The organism is Cellulosimicrobium cellulans (assembly GCF_007679345.1).
Taxonomy (GTDB): domain Bacteria; phylum Actinomycetota; class Actinomycetes; order Actinomycetales; family Cellulomonadaceae; genus Cellulomonas; species Cellulomonas cellulans_A.
This window is the reverse complement of the sequence record NZ_VEGH01000020.1, coordinates 13,212-31,433: the sequence shown is the minus strand read 5'-3', so window position 1 is coordinate 31,433 and position 18,222 is coordinate 13,212. Positions and strand designations below refer to the sequence as shown.

The window sequence follows — 18,222 nt, the reverse complement described above, 5'->3', positions numbered from 1 at the left end:
CGTGCGTGCGCGGGTCAGGCCAGGAGGGTCGGCTTCAGGTCGACCAGGCGGCCCAGGAGGCCGTTGACGAAGCCCGGGGACTCGTCCGTCGACAGGCTGCGGGCCAGCTCGACGGCCTCGTCCACGGCGACGGCGTCGGGCACGTCGTCGTTGAACAGGATCTCCCACGTGCCGATCCGCAGCAGCTCGCGGTCGACCGCGGGCATCCGCTCGATCGTCCAGCCGTGCGAGTGCGTCGCGATGACCTCGTCGATCCGCGCCCGCTGCGCCTGTACGCCCTCGACCAGCTCGACCGAGTACTGCGGCAGGGCCGCCTCGGTGCCGGGCTGGGCGATGCGGTCCGCCAGGACGGTCAGCGGGTCGAGCCGGCGCTGCTCGGCCTCGAAGAGGACGTCGAGGGCCCGCTTGCGGGCCTTGGTACGAGCTCCCACCTCAGTCGTTCACGCGACCCAGGTAGCTGCCGTCGCGGGTGTCGACCTTGACCTTGGTGTCCGACTCCAGGAACAGCGGGACCTGGATCTGGTAGCCGGTCTCGAGCGTCGCGGGCTTGGTGCCGGCCGACGAGCGGTCGCCCTGCAGGCCCGGCTCCGTGTAGGTGACCATGAGGGTCACCGACGGCGGCAGCTCGACGTACAGCGGCACGCCCTCGTTGGTGGCGACCATCGCGCTGGTGCTCTCGAGCATGAAGTTGGCGGCGTCGCCCACGGTGGCGGCCGGGACGGTGATCTGGTCGTAGGTGTCCGTGTCCATGAACACGAAGTCCTCGCCGTCCTTGTACAGGTACTGCATGTCGCGCTTGTCGACGTTCGCCGTCTCGACCTTCAGGCCGGCGTTGAACGTGCGGTCGACCACCTTGCCCGAGAGGACGTTCTTGAGCTTGGTCCGGACGAACGCGCCGCCCTTGCCGGGCTTCACGTGCTGGAACTCGATGACCGTCCAGAGCTGGCCGTCGATCTTCAGCACGGTGCCGTTCTTCAGGTCGTTCGTCGTCGCCACGTGTCGCTGCTTCCTGTCCTGGGTGCGTCTGCCGGGGCCGCCACGCGCGCCCGCGGGTCGCGGGCGGGGCTGGGCCGCCGACCATCTTAGCGCGCGGGACCGCCCGTCGACCGCCGGGGTCCCGCGCGCGGCGGGTCAGACGTTGCCGGCGAGCGTCCGACGCGCGTCCTTCGCGACGAACAGGTCGGCGTCGGCCCGGTCGAGCAGGCTGCGCACCGTGTCCTCGGGGCGCAGCGTCGCGACCCCCGCGCTGGACGACAGCGCGCTCCCGTGCGTCGCGGTCGCGGCCCACCGGCGGGCTTGCGCCTCGTCCGCGCCCGGCAGCACCGCCAGGAACTCGTCGCCGCCGACCCGCCCGAGGAACGCCCGGCCGGGGAGCGCCGCGCGCCACGCCGCCGTGAGCGCCGCCATGAGGTCGTCGGCGCCGAGGTGGCCGTGCCGGGCGTTCACGACCTTGAAGTCGTCGACGTCGAACGCCACGACGCTCAGCACCGCCCCGCTGCGCAGGGCGCGCGGGACCACGTCGGCCACGCGCTCGTGGAACGCCCCGCGGGTCAGCGCCCCCGTGAGGTGGTCCGTGCGCGCCAGCCGGCGCAGCCGCTCGGACTGCTCGGCCATGAGCCAGCACGACAGCAGCGCCATCGTGCTCGCCGCGACCACGATGACCGGGTGCACCGACGCCGGCGCGAACGTCGCGGACAGCGCGATCGCGGCCACCACGACCCCGGCGACCACCGCCGCGCGCCTCCGCTCCAGCGCGTACGCCGCGAACTGCCCCGCGACGACGAACCCGAGCGCGAACACCACGACGCCCTGCGCGGTGTGGCAGGTGGTGACGAGCACCGCGGACACGACCACGCCGGCGATCACGACCGCCTGCGTGCTCCGCTGGTGCACCGGCAGGGCGAGGAGCAGCCCGCAGAGGACCACGTCGACCGCCGAGACCACCAGCCACCACTGCGCCGGCGAGAACGGGTCGGCGGGCCAGATCCCGCCCAGCGCCGTGACCACCGCCATGACGAACAGGCCGATCGCGAGGTGGTCGCGCGCGGCGACGTCACGGTCCTCCCCCGGCCGCTCCTGGTCACCGCGCATGCGTCCCCATCGGGAAGCGCTGCCCGTGACTGGACCGCTGGATCGGGTGAACCCGGACGCTCGGGGACGCTGACTCCGCGCGTGACCGGCCGCGTCACCCGGCGTCGTGCGTCACCGCGTCAGCAGCCAGCGCCCGAGCACCCCGACGCCCGCCGCCCACACGAGCGACGCCAGCGTGCCGATCACGAACCGCTCGGACACCGCCGGGTCGTCGCCCGCCCGCAGCTCGGGGTACCGGCCGAGGCCCTTGACCGCGACGACGACGGCGACGCCGCCAGGCTCGCCGGCCAGCAGGGTGCCGGTGATCGCCAACCGCTCGAGGACGCCGATCCAGGTGCCGCCGCGCAGCTTGGCCCGGGCGCGGTCGCTGTCGGGGCCGTCGCCGAGGGCGCGGGTGTCCGCGTCACCGTCCGCGCCGGGGTTCACCCGGCCCTTGCGGTACTCGCGCGGGCGGTCGTTGGCGGGACCGACAGGGTGCTCGGCACCGGCGCGCGCGGCCCGGGCACCGTCCGCGCCCGACCGCCGGCCGCCGCGGTCGGCGAGCCGCAGGACGCCCGCCGCGGCGACCCAGCCGAGGCCGACGCTGACCGCCAGGGCGCCCACGACCAGCACGGTCCCCCACAGCGTCGTCACGCGCGCCCCTCCCGGTCGTCGGCGGATCCATCGTGGCCGGACCCGCCCGCCAGCCGGAGCAGGCGCGCCGCGGCGGGCCGGGCCGCGACCTCCTCGGCCCACAGCGCCGCCCGCAGCCGGGCGCTGACCGCCTGCTGGCTGATGCCGAGCGCGGCCGCGACGTCCTCCTGCCGCGCCGCGGGTCCGCCCCCGCCCCCGGCCAGGCGGTCGACGACGGACCAGCCCGCCTCGGTCCGGCGCGCGACCACGGAGCCCAGCAGCGTCAGCACGCCCTCGGCCTCGGACGCCAGGTCCGCGTCCGGCCCGCGCACGGCGAGCGGCACGCTGCGCAGCCGGGACTTCGCCGCCTCGACGGCCTCGCGCGCGTGGATGAACGCGCTGCCGGACCCGGCCCGGGAGGACGCGGGCAGCGGCGTGTCCACCACGCCGGCGCCGATCCCGATGCTCCACCCGCCGGTACGGACGAGGTGCAGGGTCAGCGCGACGACCAGGTCCGCGTCGGCGATGACCCCCTGGACCTCGTCACCCACCGTGCGCTCGAACGGCAGCACGACCGCGCCCGGCGCGGCACCGACGAGCGGCGACGCGGCCGCGAGCCCGGCGAGCAGCGCGTCGACCCGGTCACCGACGCGTCGGCTCCCCTCCTGGTCCACCGTGAGCGTCCACATGTCGCCCAGCGTAGGAGGTGGTAGACGCTCTTACAACCTCTGCGGTTTGTATCTGTCCTAACAACCCAGGAGGGTTGTGGGCTCAGCCCAGCGACAGACCCCTCGGGGTCGCCGCCCCCTCCGAGATCTCCGCGTACGCGGCCACGAGCAGCGACGGATCCGGCCCCTCGAGCCGGGCCGGCCGCGCCACGTCGTCCAGCACCACGAACCGCAGCAGGTCGCCCCGGGTCTTCTTGTCCCGGCGCATGGCGGCGTGCAGCTGGTCCCACCGGTCGCCCCGGTACGACGTCGGCAGGCCGAGCCCCGTGAGGATCGACCGGTGCCGGGCGACGACGGCCTCGTCCAGCCGGCCCGCGAGCCGCGCCAGCTCGGCGGCGTACACCATGCCGACCGACACGGCCGCGCCGTGCCGCCAGGAGTACCGCTCGACGTGCTCGATCGCGTGGCCCAGGGTGTGGCCGTAGTTAAGGATCTCGCGCAGGCCGGCCTCCTTGAGGTCCTCCCCCACGACCCGCGCCTTCACGGCGACCGACCGCTCGACCAGCTCCGCCAGGACCTCCGACGAGGCGGCCCGCGCGGGGTCGGTGATCTCCGGGCCGTTCGCCTCGACCAGCTCGAGGATGCGCGGGTCGGCGATGAACCCGCACTTCACGACCTCGCCCAGCCCGGCGACGTAGTCGTGCGTCGGCATGCTCTCCAGCGCGGCGAGGTCGCACAGCACGCCGGCCGGCGGGTAGAAGGTGCCGACCAGGTTCTTGCCCTCGACGGTGTTGATCCCGGTCTTGCCCCCGACCGCCGCGTCGACCATGGCGAGCAGCGTCGTCGGGACGTGCACGACCTTCACGCCGCGCAGCCACGTCGACGCGACGAAGCCCGCGAGGTCGGTGGTCGCCCCGCCGCCGAGGCCGATCACCGCGTCGCTGCGCGTGAAGTCCGCCTGGCCGAGCACCTGCCAGCAGAACGACGCGACCTGCGCCGACTTGGCCGGCTCCGCGTCCGGCACCTCGGCGAGCAGCGCCTCGTACCCCTGCGCCGTCAGGTCCTCGCGGACCGCCTCGGCGGTCGCCGCCAGCGCCGTCGGGTGGATCACCAGCACCTTGCGGACGCCGTCGCCGAGCAGCCGCGGCAGCTCACCGAGCAGGTTGCGCCCGATCACCACCTCGTACGGCTGGTCGCCCGACACCTGCACCGTGCGCACGCTCATCGCCCCGCCCCGTGGTCGTCCGTGCGCTGGTCCGCCAACGCCTCCTCGATGCGCTCCGCCACCTGGGCGGGCGTGATCCCGTCGGTCGACACGACGAGCGAGGCGACCCGCTCGTACACCGGCCGGCGCTCGTCCATCAGCTGCTGCCAGCGCGCCCGCGGGTTGCCCAGCAGCAGCGGCCGCGCCTGGTTGAACCCGACGCGGGGCGCGGCGTGCCGCAGGCTGACGTCGAGGAAGACCACCGCGCCGCCGGCCGTCCGGTACGCGGCGAGCTCCTCCTGCGTCAGCGGGTGCAGCACCGCGCCGCCGCCGAGCGCCAGGACACCGTCGTGCTCGACGAGCGCCCGGCGCACCGCCTCGTGCTCCAGCTCGCGGAACCGCGGCTCGCCGTCCTCCACGAACACGTCCGCGACCGACTTGCCGGCGACGCGCTCCACGTCCGCGTCGGTGTCCCGGGCGGCGAGCTGCCAGCGCCCCGCCAGCGCCAGCGCCACCGTCGACTTGCCCGACCCGGGCGGACCGATCAGGACGACCCGCGGGCGGGCGCTCATCGCAGCAGGTCGGGGACGGACGCGACGTACGCGTCGAGGTTCCGGCGCACCTCGCCCACCGAGTCGCCGCCGGTCTTCTCCAGCAGCGCGTCGGCCACCACGAGCGCGACCATCGCCTCGGCCACGACGGCCGCCGGCGGCACTGCGCACACGTCCGAGCGCTGGTGCTGCGCCTTCGCGGGCTCGTTGCTGGAGGTGTCCACCGTGTCGAGCGCGCGCGGCACCGTCGAGATCGGCTTCATCGCCGCGCGCACGCGCAGGATCTCGCCGTTCGTCATGCCGCCCTCGAGGCCGCCCGCGCGGTTGCTGCGCCGGCGGATCACGCCGTCGGCGTCCCGCTCCATCTCGTCGTGCGCCTGCGAGCCGCGGCGGGTCGCGGTGCGGAAGCCGTCGCCGACCTCGACGCCCTTGATCGCCTGGATGCCCATGAGCGCGCCGGCGAGCCGCGCGTCCAGCCGCCGGTCCGCGTGCACGTACGACCCGAGGCCGGACGGGAGGCCGTAGACCAGCACCTCGACGACCCCGCCGAGCGTGTCGCCGTCCTTGTGGCACTCGTCGATCTCCGCCACCATCGCCGCCGAGGTGGGCGCGTCGAAGCAGCGCACCGGGTCGGCGTCCAGCGCCGCGACGTCGTCCGGGGTCGGCAGCGCCGCGCCGTCGGGCGCCGCGACCGGGCCGATGCCGACCACGTGCGACACCAGGCGGATGCCCGCGGCCTGCTCGAGGAACCGCGCCGCGACCGTGCCGAGCGCGACGCGGGCCGCGGTCTCGCGCGCCGACGCGCGCTCGAGCACCGGGCGGGCGTCGTCGAACGCGTACTTGCGCATGCCGACCAGGTCCGCGTGGCCCGGGCGCGGCCGGGTCAGCGGGGCGTTGCGCGCGCGGTTCAGCTTCTCCGGGTCGTCCACCGGGTCGGACGACATCACGTCGACCCACTTGGGCCACTCGGTGTTGCCGATCTCGATCGCGACCGGGCCGCCCTGCGACTCGCCCAGGCGCACGCCGCCGAGGATGCGGACCTCGTCCTGCTCGAACTTCATGCGCGCGCCGCGGCCGTAGCCGAGCCGGCGCCGCGCCAGGGCGTCGCGGATGTGGGCCGACTCGACCTGCACACCCGCGGGCAGGCCCTCGAGGACGCCCACCAGGGCGGGGCCGTGCGACTCACCGGACGTCAACCAACGGAGCATGGACGGGATCTTCCCACGTCGCGGGGACACAACCGCGCCCCGGTCCACGTCGTGGGCCGGGGCGCGGTTCGTGCTCGCCGAGGCGCGGGATCAGCCGACGGGCACGAGCGGGTTCTTGCCCGGGATCGCCGGCGGCAGGTCCGCCAGCGACTCTTCCGGCGTGTCCGCGGGGACGACGGCCGGCGTGCCCGGCAGCACGTACAGGTAGCCCGTGACGGTCAGCTCGAGATCACCGACAGTGGTGGCCGGGCGACCGCCCGACGCCTCGGCGTCCTTCTGGCTGACCCCGTTCAGCGACGTGACCAGCTGGAGACGCGGGACCGTCTGCTGCACGGCCTCCAGCCACCCCATCACGTTGTCGTACGACCCGAGCGCCGTGATCGTGATCGGCACGTCGATCATGCCTGCGGGTGCCGCCACCACCGGGAGCACCGGACCGGCGGCAGCAGGGGCCGTGTCCGTGGTCGCCGCCTCCGCCGCGACCGCGCCCTCCGCGGCGCCGTCGGTCCCCTCGTCCGTCGCCGTGGCGTCGGTGGTCGCACCGTCCTCCGGGGCGGCCCCGCTGTCGGCCGCCGGCTCCGCCGCGGGAGCCTGGGGCGAGAACAGCTCACCGGACGACGGCGTGATCGTGGTCAGCGTGACGCCGCGCGCGCCGGCCTCCGCGTCGATCTGGCGCAGGTAGCCGGCGATGTCACCCGTCGTGGGGACCTTCTGCTGCAGCTGGGCGAGCTGCTGCTGGAACTCCGGCAGCTGCTCGAACTGCTTCTTCAGCGTCACGATCTTGCTCTGCAGCTGGTCGTTGGAGGCGCGCACCTCCTCGGCCTGCGCACGGGTCTCGCCCGCCGTCGTCAGGACGGGCCCGACGAGCAGGAACCACCCGGCCGCGAGCAGGACGAGCGCGAGCACCACCGTGCCCACGACCCAGGTGGTGGACTTGGATCCGGACATGGTCACTCCCCCTCAGTCTCGACGAACCGCTGCGCGAGCGCGACGTCGGTCAGCTGGGCCGACGCGGAGACCTTGTAGAAGACGGTCCCCTCCTCCTCGGTCACCGCGACGGACGAGGCCCACGGCGAGTCGAGCCCGGGGACCGAGCCGATCGCCTCCAGGACGTCGGCGGTGCTGACCGGGGTGGCCGAGCGCAGCTCGAAGGACAGGGACCCGATGCCCGCCGACTGCAGGGGGTCCGTCGGAGCGACGGAGTCGACGAACGGGGAGGGCCCGGTGAGCGTGAACTGGTCGATGCTGACGCCGTCCGGCAGCACCGCGGCGACCGCGTCGACGAACGGCTTCCACGTGACCTCGAGCGCCATGCCGGACTGCACGGCCTGCTCCGTGGTGGCCAGCGCGCCGAGGACCCGCGGCACCTCCGCGTACTCGCGCTCCTCTGCCCGGAGGGTCAGCGTGGCGGCATCGGCGTCCGCCAGCTCGGCGTCCGCCGAGCTGCGGGCCATTAGGGACGCCGCGTAGCCCAGCCCGATGACCACCAGCAGCATCAGCAGCGAGATCGCGAGCCAGCGCTTGACGACCGAGAGCGACCGCGCGGCGCGGACCTCGGGCGGGAGCAGGTTGACCTGCGGCAGACCGATGGGCGCGAGCACGCCCGCAGGCGCCTCCTTCCGACCCTTCTTGGCGACCGGGCGCTCAGCGGTGGCGGTCATGCGGCGACTCCGTGGGCGAGACCGACGGGCAGCGCGACGAGGGACTCGGCGCCGGCCAGCCGGGAACGGTCGAGGGTCTTGCCGAGCTTGAGCCCGTGCAGCGCGTCCCCGAGAGCGACGGCCGCGCGGGTCGAGCTGGACAGGTACTGCCCGAGCCCGGGCAGGTGCGCGCCGCCGCCCGACAGCACGACGCCGTCGATGCCCGCGCCCGGATGGTTGCTCGCGTAGTAGACGAACGTGTTGCGGACCGCCTCGACGAGCTGCCGGGCGACACCGCTGATGGCCTCGGCCGCGGGCTCGAGGCCCGCCGGGGCGCCGAAACCGAGCCCGATCTCGCGCTTCACGCCTTCGGCCTCGGGGGCGGTGGATCCCAGAGCGGTCGCGACCGCGTCGGTGATGTGCTGGCCGCCGGTCGGGATCATCCGGACCAGGGCCGGCACGCCGTCGACGGCGACGACGACGTTCGTCACCCGCGCCCCGATGTCGACGAACGCGACGACGCCCGCACCGTGCGGCCCTCGGGCGAGAGCGCGCACCAGGGCGAACGCGTTGAGGTCGACCATGGACGGCCGCAGACCGGCGCCCTCCACCGCCAGGACGTTGGCGACCACCGTGTCGCGCTGAGCGGCGACGAGCATGCCGTGCACCATGCGCCCGCGCTGGCCGTTCGACTCGCCGGTCGGCACGAAGTCGAGCAGGGCGTCGCCCGCGGCGACCGGGAGCAGCTCGGCCACCTGGTACGGCAACGACGCCTTGAGCTGCGCGAGGGGCATCCACGGCAGCTCGAGCTCGCGCACGATCACCCGCTGGTTGCCGACGCCCACCACCACGTCCTTGGTGGTGAACCCGGCCTGCTGCCACAGCTGCTTGATCGCGTGCGAGACGACGGCCTGCTCGACCACCTCACCGTCGCGAACCGCGCCGGGGGGCAGGTCGACCTGACCGAACCGGAGGAGCGTCCCCCCGCCCGCGGCCGGACCGCCGCCACCGAACGCGACCTCGGTCGCGCGCACCGCGCTCGTCCCGATGTCCAGTCCGACCACACGTGTTGAGGCCACCGCACGTCCCTTCGCCTCGTCGTTGTCGAGATGCTTATCGGGCACCGCTCGGATCACCTTGAGGAAATGAGCGGGTGCACCGAGCCTGATCGTTCAGAAAACGGACAAATAGGCGTGCCAGAGCGGCTCACCGGCGGCGATGCCGAGAAATGCCCCGGCGATCATCCACGGGCCGAACGGGACGCCCGAGCCGCGCGTCGCCCGGCCGGTCGCCAGCAGGGCGACCGCGAACACCCCGCCGAGGACGAACGCGCCGAAGGCGCCGACCAGCACGGCACCCCACCCGAACCAGCCGAGGTACAGGCCGAGCAAGCCGGCGAGCTTCACGTCGCCGAGGCCCATCCCGCCGGGCCAGACCACGAGCAGGAGGAAGTAGAAGGCGAACAGGGCGACCGCACCGACCAGCGCGCGCAACCACGCGCCGCCGTCAAACCCGTCACCAGGCGCGAGGTCCGCGAGCAGGAGCAGCAGGACCGCGACCGGGTAGGAGGGCAGCACGATCGCGTCGGGGAGCCGGTGGACGTCGAGGTCGATGAGCGCCAGCGCCATCCCGACCGCCACGAGGTAGAGAACCGCGGGCAGGACCCACGACGGCCCGACCACGGCGGCCGCGCCGGCGAACAGCACGGCAGTCATGCCCTCGACCAGCGGGTACCGGACGGAGATCGGCTCGCCGCACTCCCGGCAGCGGCCCCGCAGCAGGAGCCAGGAGAGCACCGGCACGTTGTCGCGTGCGGCGATCCGGTGGCCGCAGCGCGGACAGGCCGACGGGGGCGACACGACCGACTCGGCCCGCGGGACCCGCCAGACGACGACGTTGAGGAAGGAGCCGATCAGGAGGCCCAGGACGGCCGCCGCGGCGACGAGGAACCCGGTCACCGGTCGCGCAGGGTCACGAGCGCGCCCCCTCCAGGTAGTTGCCGATCGACGCCTCGACCTTCTCCGGCGGCGCGTTCCACTTCTGGTCGGCCTCGCCCGAGCACGAGGTCACGACGAGCTTCGACCACGCCGAGTTGTACTTGTCGCCGATGCCGATGCACCGACCCAGGTAGTCGACGAACGTGTAGCTGGTCGAGTTGCCGGTGTCCTGGTAACGGGTCCACTTCTGGTTCTGCGCCGTGCTGCACGCCGACGTGAGAGTGACGTACTGGCCGCCCGCGCCCGGGGACTGCAGGCAGTACTTGTTCGACGTCGAGTTGTTCCTCAGAACGTAGATCTGCTGGGGAGCCGCGACGCTGCCCGTCGTGGGCTCCGTGTAGTACCACTTGTGGTTCCAGTCGAGCAGCGAGCCGCCGCTGGGGTCCTGCTTGCACGGGTACGCGATCATGAACTCCTTGTTCACGTCCACGTCGGTGACGTCGAAGCAGCGCCCGAACTCCAGGTAGTTCACGATCTGCTTCGTGTCGATGCTCGCGGCGCCGGGGCCCACGGCCGGGTCGGGGTTGAAGGATCCCCACTCGCTGTCGCCGGCGCACTGGTTGGCCACGCTGAGCTTGTTGCCGCTCAGCGCCGTCCCACCCGTGGCGCCCGAGTACAGGCAGTAGCTCGAGTAGTCGGAGATCGCGGAGTTCTCGCCGCGCCACCGCGAGCCGCCCTCCCAGCTCCACAGCTGGTTCCACCGCGAGGAGTCCGTCTTGCAGTTCTGGAGGGTGGCCTCGACTGACGACGCCCCGGCGGAGGGCGCGCCCGTGATGCACAGCTGCGTCGCACCCGGCAGCGTCGTCACCGCGAGCTTGATCTTGTAGTCCGAGTCGTACAGCCACAGCTCGCGGTCGTCGTCCGTGCCGCACGACGCCTTGGCGACGTAGGTGATCTTGGAGCCGGCGGAGACGGTGTCCGCGCGCAGGCAGAAGCCGCTGTAGAACGTGTAGATGCGGCCACCGGCGACGTTGGTGTTCGTGGTGTTGAACTGGTAGACGCTCGAGAGCGTGCGGTCGGCCTCGTTCACGGACAGCCGCGGCGTCGTCTCCGAGAAGCCCTGCGACTTCAGGTAGGCGTACGCCGGCTGGGTCGCCGGCCGGCACGCCATCTTGTTCGCCTCGAGCCAGGTCTCGGTCTTCCCGGCGGGGTTGTCCTTGTAGTACCGGACCGTCACGGAGTACGTGAGAGCCCCGGCCGCGTCGCTCACGGTCCCCGTGAGCGTGCACGGGAGCTTGGTCAGGTCGCCGTACACCGCCCCGGTGAAGTCCGGCGCCGAGGCGACCGAGCGGATCTGGCCGAGCGCCGCCTCGACGCCCGCCTCCGCGGCGAAGATGGTCCGGGTGTTCTTCCGGGCGAACTCCGTGGGCTTCACCTGCGCGGCGACCAGCGCGAGCACGACGAGGCTCAGCGACGCCAGGATCAGGACCATGATGATCGCGCTGAGCATGGCGATCCCGTCGTCCGCCCGCAGGCCGCGCAGCACCCCGCCGCGCATGGCGCGTGCCGCGTCCCGTCGTCCCGTTCGCACCGTCACTCCCGTCCCGTCCCCGTGATGCAGACCTTCGTGTCGGACTGGCCGTCGCCGTCGGTGTCCGCGTTGCTCACCGACTTCGTGCTGGAGTTCCGCGCGACGAAGGTGGTCTCGCTGTCCACTCCCGCGTCGACCGTCGCGTTGCCCACGCGCATGCGCAGGGTGAGCGTCTGGCGCGGGGAGGTCCCCGTCGCCGCGGACACCTCGAACGGGTAGGGGCGACCGGACGTGTCGGCGTCCGGGAGCACGTCCGAGGTGAGCGTGCTCCAGGCCGAGACGCTCGGGCTCGAGGTGTCGTTCCAGGAGCGCATCTGCAGCGCGCCGGTGCTCGGCACCCACCGCCACTGCGTGCACGTGGCGACGCCGGACCTCGACACGGTGGCGCCGGTCCGGAACTCCACGTACCGGGCGCCGCTCGGGCCCACCCCCGGGTAGTTGATCGACTCCGCGTACCGCACCTGGCGCTCCATGCGCTGGAAGGCCGTGCGCGCGGCGTCGCCGGAGCCGGCGACCACGTCCGCCCGCACGGTGCTGCGCGTCATGATGACGATGCCCGCCATGCAGACGGCCACCACCACCGAGAAGATCCCGATGGCGACGATCAGCTCGACCAGGGTGAGGCCGCGGTCGTCGCCGCGCCGGAGGGTCCGGATCAGCTTCCTCACTTGTTCGTCACCGTCACAGACACCGTGTTCGACTTGAGCTCCGCGTAGGCGCCGGTGCCCTGCAGCGTGTACGTGAACGTGCAGCTGAACTTGTTCTGATCGGGGGTCCTGAAGCTGACGACCCCGTTCTGGAAGTCGTTCTGGGCGGTGGGGAACGAGCCGCAGCTCGGGTTGCTCCTGATCGGTGAGAGCCCGACCGTCCCGCCGTAGTTCATCGGGGCGTCGTTGGCTCCGATGTTCAGACCGACGGTGCTGTTCCTGTCGGCCTTGAACGTGTCCGCCGCCGCGACCGGCATGATCCGGAGCGTCACGGTGCGCGTCGCCGTCCACTGCGAGGAGTCAGGGGTGAGCACCCGGTACTGGAAGGTCCAGATCCCCAGCACGTTGCCCTGCTGGGTGTAGCCGACCGTGCCACCCTTGCGGTTGGTCTGGGCGTTGTAGTCCCGGCCGTCCACCACGAGCCGGCCCTGGCTCATGTTGCTCGACAGGATCTCGACCAGGTAGCCCTCGGGGTTGTTGGTCTTCGTGAGCATGCCCAGGTCCAGCGTCGACCCGAGCACGGTCGCCGGGACGTCGACGATGAGGTTCGCCGCCTGGGGCGGCGGCCAGTCGCTCACGACCACGGTGACCGTCGTCGTCGAGCTCGGCAGGCCGTCCGCGTCGGTGAACTGGTACTCGAACGTGAAGGTCCCGATGTTGTCGCCCGGGTCGTAGACCACCGACGACCCGGACGGGGTCGCCGTGCCCTTGGCGGGCTGCTTGGTGATCTGGATCGTCGCCGGCGTGCCGCGGTCGTTCGCGCCCACGCCGATCGTGATCGGGCGCCTCTTGATGGTGGACGCCGAGTCCGGCACCGCCTGCCCGTACACCGACACGGTGACCGTCGCGACGTTCGACTCGCGCCCCGCCTGGTCCTTGAGGGAGTAGGTGAAGGTCATTTTGCCCGACGCCGTGGTGGGCGCGGTGAACCGGACCTTCCCGCTCGACAGCAGCGTGACCGTCCCCGTCCCCTTGGTCACGGTGAGGTTCCGGACGGGATTCGACACGAGGACCCCGATGATGTCGTTGCTCAGCACGTCGATGTCGACCGACTGCCCCACGTTGACCAGCGCGACGTCGTCGACCGCGATCGGCTTGGTGGTGTTGTTCCAGGTCAGGTCGGCGTTCGGGTCGATCAGCGAGGACACCTGGTACGAGCAGCCGTCGCTCCCGCAGGTGTTGCCGGCGTCGTCCCAGGTCACGTACGTCATCACGCGCATGAGCCGGGCGTAGCCGGCGGGCGTCGACGACGGCGGGTTCTGCCCGATGATCGAGCAGGGCGCCGAGGCGGTCGCCGTGCTGCGGTAGCAGGTGCCGATGAGCGTGGTGACGGCGTAGTCGACCCCGCTGAGCTTGGTGTGCCGGGTGATGTCGACGGCCTGCGTGCCCGCGCCCGCCGGGTCCCAGGCGGGGTAGGTCGTCGAGTAGCCCTCGATGCCCTTCGACGCCAGAGCGGTCCACGCGGCCGTGACCTGGCTCTGGCTCCGGCCCTTGACGAGCCCGCTCGTGCCGTTGCCGTCCGCCTTCGCCGCCGCGCTGTACGCCAGCTCCATCGCCTCGTTCGCCACGACCACGGCGTTCTGGGAGCGCTGCTGGTGCGTGACCGCGCGCGTGCCACCGAGGAAGAAGTAGAGGGCCGCGGTCGCGACCACGGACATGAGGGCGAGCGCGACGATGACCTCGACGAGGGTGAAGCCGTCGTCGGAGCGGCGGGCGGGTGCGCGGTCCATGCTCTTGTGCTCCTTCTCTCGCGACGCGGCCGGGCCGCGGGCGGTTCTCCCGCCCGCGGCCCTCGCCGTGCTGCTCAGCCGACCTGCGACGTCACGGGGTGCAGGCGGTGGTGCCGGCGGGCATGAGGCCGCCGCCCTTGCTCGAGTAGAAGAACCCGTTGGTGGTGTCGGTGCCCTTCGGGTTGGTGCCCTTGATGCAGTACGAGTCCTTCGCGGTGCTGACCGTCACGGTGACGACGTTGCCCGGGCTGAGCTTGGTCGCCTCGGCGCCCGCGGCGCCGAGCGTGATCGTCCCGGCGGTGCCGGTGGCCGCGATGTACTCCTGGTTGTCCGTGTAGTACGTCTCCAGCGCGGTGGCGACCGTGCGCAGGTCGGACTTGATCGAGGAGTCGACCGCCTTCTTGCGCTGGTTCATGAACACCGGGATGGCGATGGCTGCCAGGATCCCGATGATGATCACCACGACGAGGAGCTCGATGAGCGTGAAGCCCTTGTCCTTCTCGTCCATCGACTTGCGGATGCGAGCCATCATGAGCGCATCTCCTGTTTCAGATTCGAGTCCAGTGAGTCAGTTGCCGGTGGTCGTGGACCTCCGCCGAAGATGACTTCGGGTACGGGGAGGCCCGACTTAACGACACCCGCGTCCCACGTCCAGGAATCACCCGTTTGGCGACGCTAACCGGTCAAATGCGACATTCCGGAGCGGGTTCCATCACCCGTCCGTGGCATGCGGAAGCCCCGCGTGCCGGCACGCGGGGCTTCCTGGTCGCGACGGGGCCGGTCAGCAGCCGGAGGCTGCGGCCGTACCGGCCACGAGACCACCGGCACTCTTGTACGTGTAGCCGTTGGTGGAACCACCCGTGCCCTTGGCGTTCTTGCCGAAGAGGCAGTAGGTGCCGTCGGCCGGGGCGGTGACCGTGATCGTGTTGTCCGGGCTGAGCTTGACCGTCTGCGCGGTCGCTCCCGTGCCGATCGTGAGCGTGGCGTCCGTCTGGGTGGCGGAGGCGTAGGACTGGTTGTCGGTGTAGTACGTCTCCAGCGCGGTGGCGACCGTGCGCAGGTCGGACTTGATCGACGCGTCGACCGCCTTCTTGCGCTGGTTCATGAACACCGGGATGGCGATGGCCGCCAGGATCCCGATGATGATCACCACGACGAGGAGCTCGATGAGCGTGAAGCCCTTGTCCTTCTCGTCCATCGACTTGCGGATGCGAGCGATCATGAGCGCATCTCCTGTTTCAGTTCCATGTCCAATGAGTCAGGTGCCGGCGACCACCGGGGCCGCCGCCGAACATGACTTCGGACGCGGCACCCGCGCACTTGAGCGCTCCGTGCCGGCGTCCACCGGAATCACCCGAATGGCGCGGCCAATCGGACCGGTCGGACATTTCGCCAGTCACCCGGGAGTGCGGGTCCGGGCGTGCGGGAACCCCGCACGACCTGGGTCGTCCGGGGCTGCGCGCGACCCTCGGCTACTGCACCAGGTTGAAGATCGAGAAGATCGGCATGTAGAGGGCGATGATCATGCCGCCGATGAGGGAACCGAGCACGACGATCATGAGCGGCTCGATGAGGCTCGTGAGCTGCTCGGTGGTCGACTCGACCTCCTGGTCGTAGAAGTCGGCGACCTTGCCGAGCATCGTGTCCAGCGCGCCGGTGTCCTCACCGACGGCCATCATCTGCACGACCATCGGCGGGAAGATCGAGTGCTGGGCCAGCGGCCCCGCGAGGGACTGCCCGGTCCGCACGGACTCCTGCACCGCTCGGGTGGCCCGCTCGATCACGATGCTGCCGCTGGTCTCCCCCACGATCTCGAGTGCCTGCAGGATCGGCACGCCGGCGTGGATCATCGCGCCGAAGTTGCGGGTGAACCGGGAGATCGCGATCTTCTGGAAGAGCTTGCCGAAGACCGGGAGCTTCAGCTTGGCCGGGTCGACCTTCTCCCGCACCGCTCGGTCGTTCTTGTGCTTGCCCCACCAGACGGCGAACAGGATCACCGCGATCACGAGCGGGATGATCGCCCACTTCATGATCCCCGAGAGCACCACGAGGAACTGGGTCGGGGCGGGGAGGTCGCCGCCGAGAGACGAGAACATGGTCGCGAAGATCGGCACGATGAAGAGCAGCATGCCCACGACCGCCAGGATCGCGATGATGAACACCACGACGGGGTAGGTCATGGCGCTCTTGACCTTGCCGCGCAGCTTCACCTCGGACTCGAAGTTCTCCGCGACGGAGACCAGGACCTCGTCCAGGAATCCGCCGACCTCGCCGGCCCTGACCATGTTGATCATCAGGGGCGGGAAGACGATCGGGTGCTTGCCGAGCGCCACCGAGAACGCGACGCCCGTCTCGACGTCGGTCCGGACCTGGGCGACGACCTTGGCGAGCGGCTTCGACTCGGTTTGATCGGCGAGGATCGCCAGCGCACGGATCAGCGAGAGCCCCGAGTTGATCATCGTGGCCAGCTGGCGGGCCGCGACCGCGAGGTCCTTCAGGGTGATCCGCTCACCGAGGCCCGGGATCGAGATCTCCCGCTGGAGGCCGGTGGTCTTGACCTCCTCGATCGACAGCGCGGCGAGGCCCATCTCCCGCAACCGGTGGGCGACGGCGGTCTCGCTGGCCGCGTCGACGCGTCCCTTGACGAGCTTGCCCTCGCGGTCGCGGACGGCGTACTCGAACGTCCTGGCGCCGGAGGCGGTGGTGGTGGCCATCAGTGTCCCTGCATCCCGTACGAGTCCGGACCGAGGCCGGCTGCGCCCTGCGACTGGCCGGAGAACCGGCCGGTCAGCCGGTTGTAGTCCTCGATGTGGTGGCACTTCTCGAGACCGACCTCGTAGGTGATCGCGCCCGACTTCACGAGCTCGGCGAGGTGCTGGTCCATGGTGTGCATGCCCTGCTGGGCACCGGCCTGCATGGCCGAGTAGATCTGGTGGGTCTTGCCCTCGCGGATGAGGTTCCGGATGGCAGGGGTCGCGACCATCACCTCGGTGGCGACCGACCGGCCGACTCCGCTCGCGCGCTTGCACAGCGTCTGGCTGACGACGCCCCGGATCGCGCCGGCGAGCTGCGTGCGCACCTGCGCCTGCTGCCCCGAGGGGAAGACGTCGATGATGCGGTCGATGGTCTGCGCCGCGTCCTGCGTGTGCAGGGTCGCGAACACGAGGTGGCCGGTCTCGGCTGCGGTCAGCGCGACGGAGATGGTCTCCAGGTCGCGCATCTCGCCGACCAGGATGATGTCGGGGTCCTGGCGCAGCACGTGCTTGAGCGCGTTGGCGAACGAGTGGGTGTCCTCCCCCACCTCGCGCTGGTTGACCAGCGCCTTCTTGTGCCGGTGCAGGAACTCGATTGGATCCTCGACCGTCATGATGTGGTCCGACCGGGTGCGGTTGGCGAGGTCGATGACGGACGCGAGCGTGGTCGACTTGCCGGATCCGGTCGGGCCGGTCACGAGGACCAGGCCGCGCGGCAGGCCCGCAAAGGTCGCCACGATCGGCGGGACGCCCAGCTGCTCCAGGGGCTTGATCTCGTAGGGGATCACGCGGAACGCGGCACCGATGGACTCGCGCTGCTGGTACAGGTTGAGGCGGAACCGGGCGAGGCCGCGCACGGCGTAGGACAGGTCCAGCTCGAGGTTGGCCTCGAACTTCTCCCGCTGCTTCTGGGTGAGAACCGAGTACAGGGTGCGGCGCAGCGCCTCGGGCTGCAGCACGTCGTAGCCCTCGAGCGGCACCAGCGAGCCGGACAGCCGGATCGTGGGCGCGGCACCCGACGTGAGGTGCAGGTCGGAGGCGCCGGCCGCGACCATCGCGTGCAGCGCACCCTCGAGGTCGAGGTCGCCGTCGCGCGACTGCTCGCCCATGCCCGCACGCACGCCGCCGGTGCGGAGCGCCGCCCGGGTGCCCGGCGCCGCGGCGGGGCGCGCGGGGGGCTGCCCCGTGTGCGCGACCGGTGCGTGCCCGGCGGCCGGCACCGGGGACGTGGGTGCGGGAACGCCCGGCACCGGGGACCCGGTCGGCGGCGCCACGGGGTACGCCCCACCGGGGGCGGGCGGGGCGGCGGGCGACGGGATCCCGTACCCACGCGGCCCGGGAGCCGCGGGGGCCGCGGCGGGCGGCGCCATCGTCGGCACCGGTGCCGACGCGGCCGGCGCACCGGAGCCACCCGGCACGTACGGCGGCAGCGCCTGCGTCTGCTGCCACGGCTCAGGCGTGTCGTACTCGCTCACCGCTCCACCCCTCGCACTCCGGCCCGCCGACCTGCGGCGCCGTGTCGTTCGCTCT

Annotated in this window: 19 protein-coding genes; all 19 read right to left on the bottom strand. The window is 72.0% G+C overall.

Annotated features, from left to right (window positions below):
• Positions 1–14: 14 nt before the first annotated feature.
• The 19 genes from nusB to FS882_RS19375 all read right to left on the bottom strand — a co-directional run bounded on the left by nusB (position 15) and on the right by FS882_RS19375 (position 18,167).
• Complete coding sequence (gene nusB, locus FS882_RS19465) at positions 15–431, bottom strand: transcription antitermination factor NusB (protein ID WP_147793616.1); 417 nt, start codon at positions 429–431, stop codon at positions 15–17.
• Between the two features lies 1 nt (position 432).
• On the bottom strand, positions 433–996 hold the full coding sequence (gene efp / locus FS882_RS19460) for an elongation factor P (RefSeq protein WP_158375684.1): 564 nt from the start codon (positions 994–996) through the stop codon (positions 433–435).
• A 135-nt stretch (positions 997–1,131) separates the two neighbouring features.
• Positions 1,132–2,091 (bottom strand): GGDEF domain-containing protein, encoded by a 960-nt coding sequence (locus FS882_RS19455; RefSeq protein WP_158375682.1) that lies wholly within the window; start codon positions 2,089–2,091, stop codon positions 1,132–1,134.
• Between the two features lie 111 nt (positions 2,092–2,202).
• Positions 2,203–2,724: a hypothetical protein gene (locus FS882_RS19450; RefSeq protein WP_262348423.1), complete on the bottom strand. Its 522-nt coding sequence runs from the start codon at positions 2,722–2,724 to the stop codon at positions 2,203–2,205.
• Entirely contained in the window at positions 2,721–3,392 is a 672-nt protein-coding gene (locus FS882_RS19445; RefSeq protein ID WP_158375680.1) for a hypothetical protein, read from the bottom strand. The genes FS882_RS19450 and FS882_RS19445 overlap by 4 nt, the downstream gene beginning before the upstream one ends.
• A gap of 82 nt (positions 3,393–3,474) precedes the next feature.
• Positions 3,475–4,596, bottom strand: coding sequence for a 3-dehydroquinate synthase (aroB, locus tag FS882_RS19440; protein WP_158375678.1), 1,122 nt, complete (start codon positions 4,594–4,596; stop codon positions 3,475–3,477).
• A complete protein-coding gene (locus FS882_RS19435) occupies positions 4,593–5,147 on the bottom strand; it encodes a shikimate kinase (RefSeq protein WP_158375676.1) in 555 nt (184 codons plus the stop codon). Before FS882_RS19435 ends, aroB begins: the two co-directional genes overlap by 4 nt.
• Positions 5,144–6,334 carry a chorismate synthase gene (aroC, locus tag FS882_RS19430; protein WP_158375674.1) on the bottom strand — a complete coding sequence of 397 codons (1,191 nt, stop codon included), beginning with the start codon at positions 6,332–6,334 and terminating at the stop codon, positions 5,144–5,146. Before aroC ends, FS882_RS19435 begins: the two co-directional genes overlap by 4 nt.
• Before the next feature lie 90 nt (positions 6,335–6,424).
• Positions 6,425–7,282: a type 4a pilus biogenesis protein PilO gene (pilO, locus tag FS882_RS19425; protein WP_158375672.1), complete on the bottom strand. Its 858-nt coding sequence runs from the start codon at positions 7,280–7,282 to the stop codon at positions 6,425–6,427.
• 2 nt (positions 7,283–7,284) lie between these two features.
• Positions 7,285–7,995 carry a fimbrial assembly protein gene (locus FS882_RS19420; protein WP_158375670.1) on the bottom strand — a complete coding sequence of 237 codons (711 nt, stop codon included), beginning with the start codon at positions 7,993–7,995 and terminating at the stop codon, positions 7,285–7,287.
• Positions 7,992–9,098, bottom strand: coding sequence for a type IV pilus assembly protein PilM (pilM, locus tag FS882_RS19415; protein WP_262348422.1), 1,107 nt, complete (start codon positions 9,096–9,098; stop codon positions 7,992–7,994). The genes FS882_RS19420 and pilM overlap by 4 nt, the downstream gene beginning before the upstream one ends.
• Positions 9,099–9,146: 48 nt before the next feature.
• The gene (locus FS882_RS19410; RefSeq protein ID WP_158375667.1) at positions 9,147–9,932 is read right to left on the bottom strand and encodes a prepilin peptidase; all 786 of its coding nucleotides are present in this window, start codon (positions 9,930–9,932) and stop codon (positions 9,147–9,149) included.
• 13 nt (positions 9,933–9,945) lie between these two features.
• Positions 9,946–11,502 (bottom strand): RICIN domain-containing protein, encoded by a 1,557-nt coding sequence (locus FS882_RS19405; RefSeq protein ID WP_158375665.1) that lies wholly within the window; start codon positions 11,500–11,502, stop codon positions 9,946–9,948.
• Between the two features lie 2 nt (positions 11,503–11,504).
• A complete protein-coding gene (locus FS882_RS19400) occupies positions 11,505–12,170 on the bottom strand; it encodes a type II secretion system protein (RefSeq protein WP_187365389.1) in 666 nt (221 codons plus the stop codon).
• Entirely contained in the window at positions 12,167–13,939 is a 1,773-nt protein-coding gene (locus tag FS882_RS19395; protein ID WP_158375661.1) for an Ig-like domain-containing protein, read from the bottom strand. The genes FS882_RS19400 and FS882_RS19395 overlap by 4 nt, the downstream gene beginning before the upstream one ends.
• Before the next feature lie 91 nt (positions 13,940–14,030).
• Positions 14,031–14,471: a prepilin-type N-terminal cleavage/methylation domain-containing protein gene (locus FS882_RS21770; protein WP_158375659.1), complete on the bottom strand. Its 441-nt coding sequence runs from the start codon at positions 14,469–14,471 to the stop codon at positions 14,031–14,033.
• 249 nt (positions 14,472–14,720) lie between these two features.
• Complete coding sequence (locus tag FS882_RS19385; RefSeq protein WP_158375657.1) at positions 14,721–15,161, bottom strand: type IV pilin protein; 441 nt, start codon at positions 15,159–15,161, stop codon at positions 14,721–14,723.
• Positions 15,162–15,411: 250 nt separating this feature from the next.
• The gene (locus tag FS882_RS19380; protein ID WP_158375655.1) at positions 15,412–16,653 is read right to left on the bottom strand and encodes a type II secretion system F family protein; all 1,242 of its coding nucleotides are present in this window, start codon (positions 16,651–16,653) and stop codon (positions 15,412–15,414) included.
• Complete coding sequence (locus FS882_RS19375; protein WP_262348421.1) at positions 16,653–18,167, bottom strand: type IV pilus twitching motility protein PilT; 1,515 nt, start codon at positions 18,165–18,167, stop codon at positions 16,653–16,655. The genes FS882_RS19380 and FS882_RS19375 overlap by 1 nt, the downstream gene beginning before the upstream one ends.
• Between the last annotated feature and the right edge of the window lie 55 nt (positions 18,168–18,222).

Bases quoted from the DNA above. Each gene is read 5' to 3' on its own strand.
- FS882_RS19420 (WP_158375670.1), bottom strand. From the start codon at position 7,995: ATGACCGCCACCGCTGAGCGCCCGGTCGCCAAGAAGGGTCGGAAGGAG.
- aroC (WP_158375674.1), bottom strand. From the start codon at position 6,334: ATGCTCCGTTGGTTGACGTCCGGTGAGTCGCACGGCCCCGCCCTGGTG.
- pilO (WP_158375672.1), bottom strand. From the start codon at position 7,282: ATGTCCGGATCCAAGTCCACCACCTGGGTCGTGGGCACGGTGGTGCTC.
- FS882_RS19385 (WP_158375657.1), bottom strand. From the start codon at position 15,161: ATGATCGCTCGCATCCGCAAGTCGATGGACGAGAAGGACAAGGGCTTC.
- FS882_RS19455 (WP_158375682.1), bottom strand. From the start codon at position 2,091: ATGCGCGGTGACCAGGAGCGGCCGGGGGAGGACCGTGACGTCGCCGCG.
- FS882_RS19445 (WP_158375680.1), bottom strand. From the start codon at position 3,392: ATGTGGACGCTCACGGTGGACCAGGAGGGGAGCCGACGCGTCGGTGAC.
- aroB (WP_158375678.1), bottom strand. From the start codon at position 4,596: ATGAGCGTGCGCACGGTGCAGGTGTCGGGCGACCAGCCGTACGAGGTG.
- FS882_RS21770 (WP_158375659.1), bottom strand. From the start codon at position 14,471: ATGATGGCTCGCATCCGCAAGTCGATGGACGAGAAGGACAAGGGCTTC.
- FS882_RS19435 (WP_158375676.1), bottom strand. From the start codon at position 5,147: ATGAGCGCCCGCCCGCGGGTCGTCCTGATCGGTCCGCCCGGGTCGGGC.
- FS882_RS19380 (WP_158375655.1), bottom strand. From the start codon at position 16,653: ATGGCCACCACCACCGCCTCCGGCGCCAGGACGTTCGAGTACGCCGTC.
- FS882_RS19395 (WP_158375661.1), bottom strand. From the start codon at position 13,939: ATGGACCGCGCACCCGCCCGCCGCTCCGACGACGGCTTCACCCTCGTC.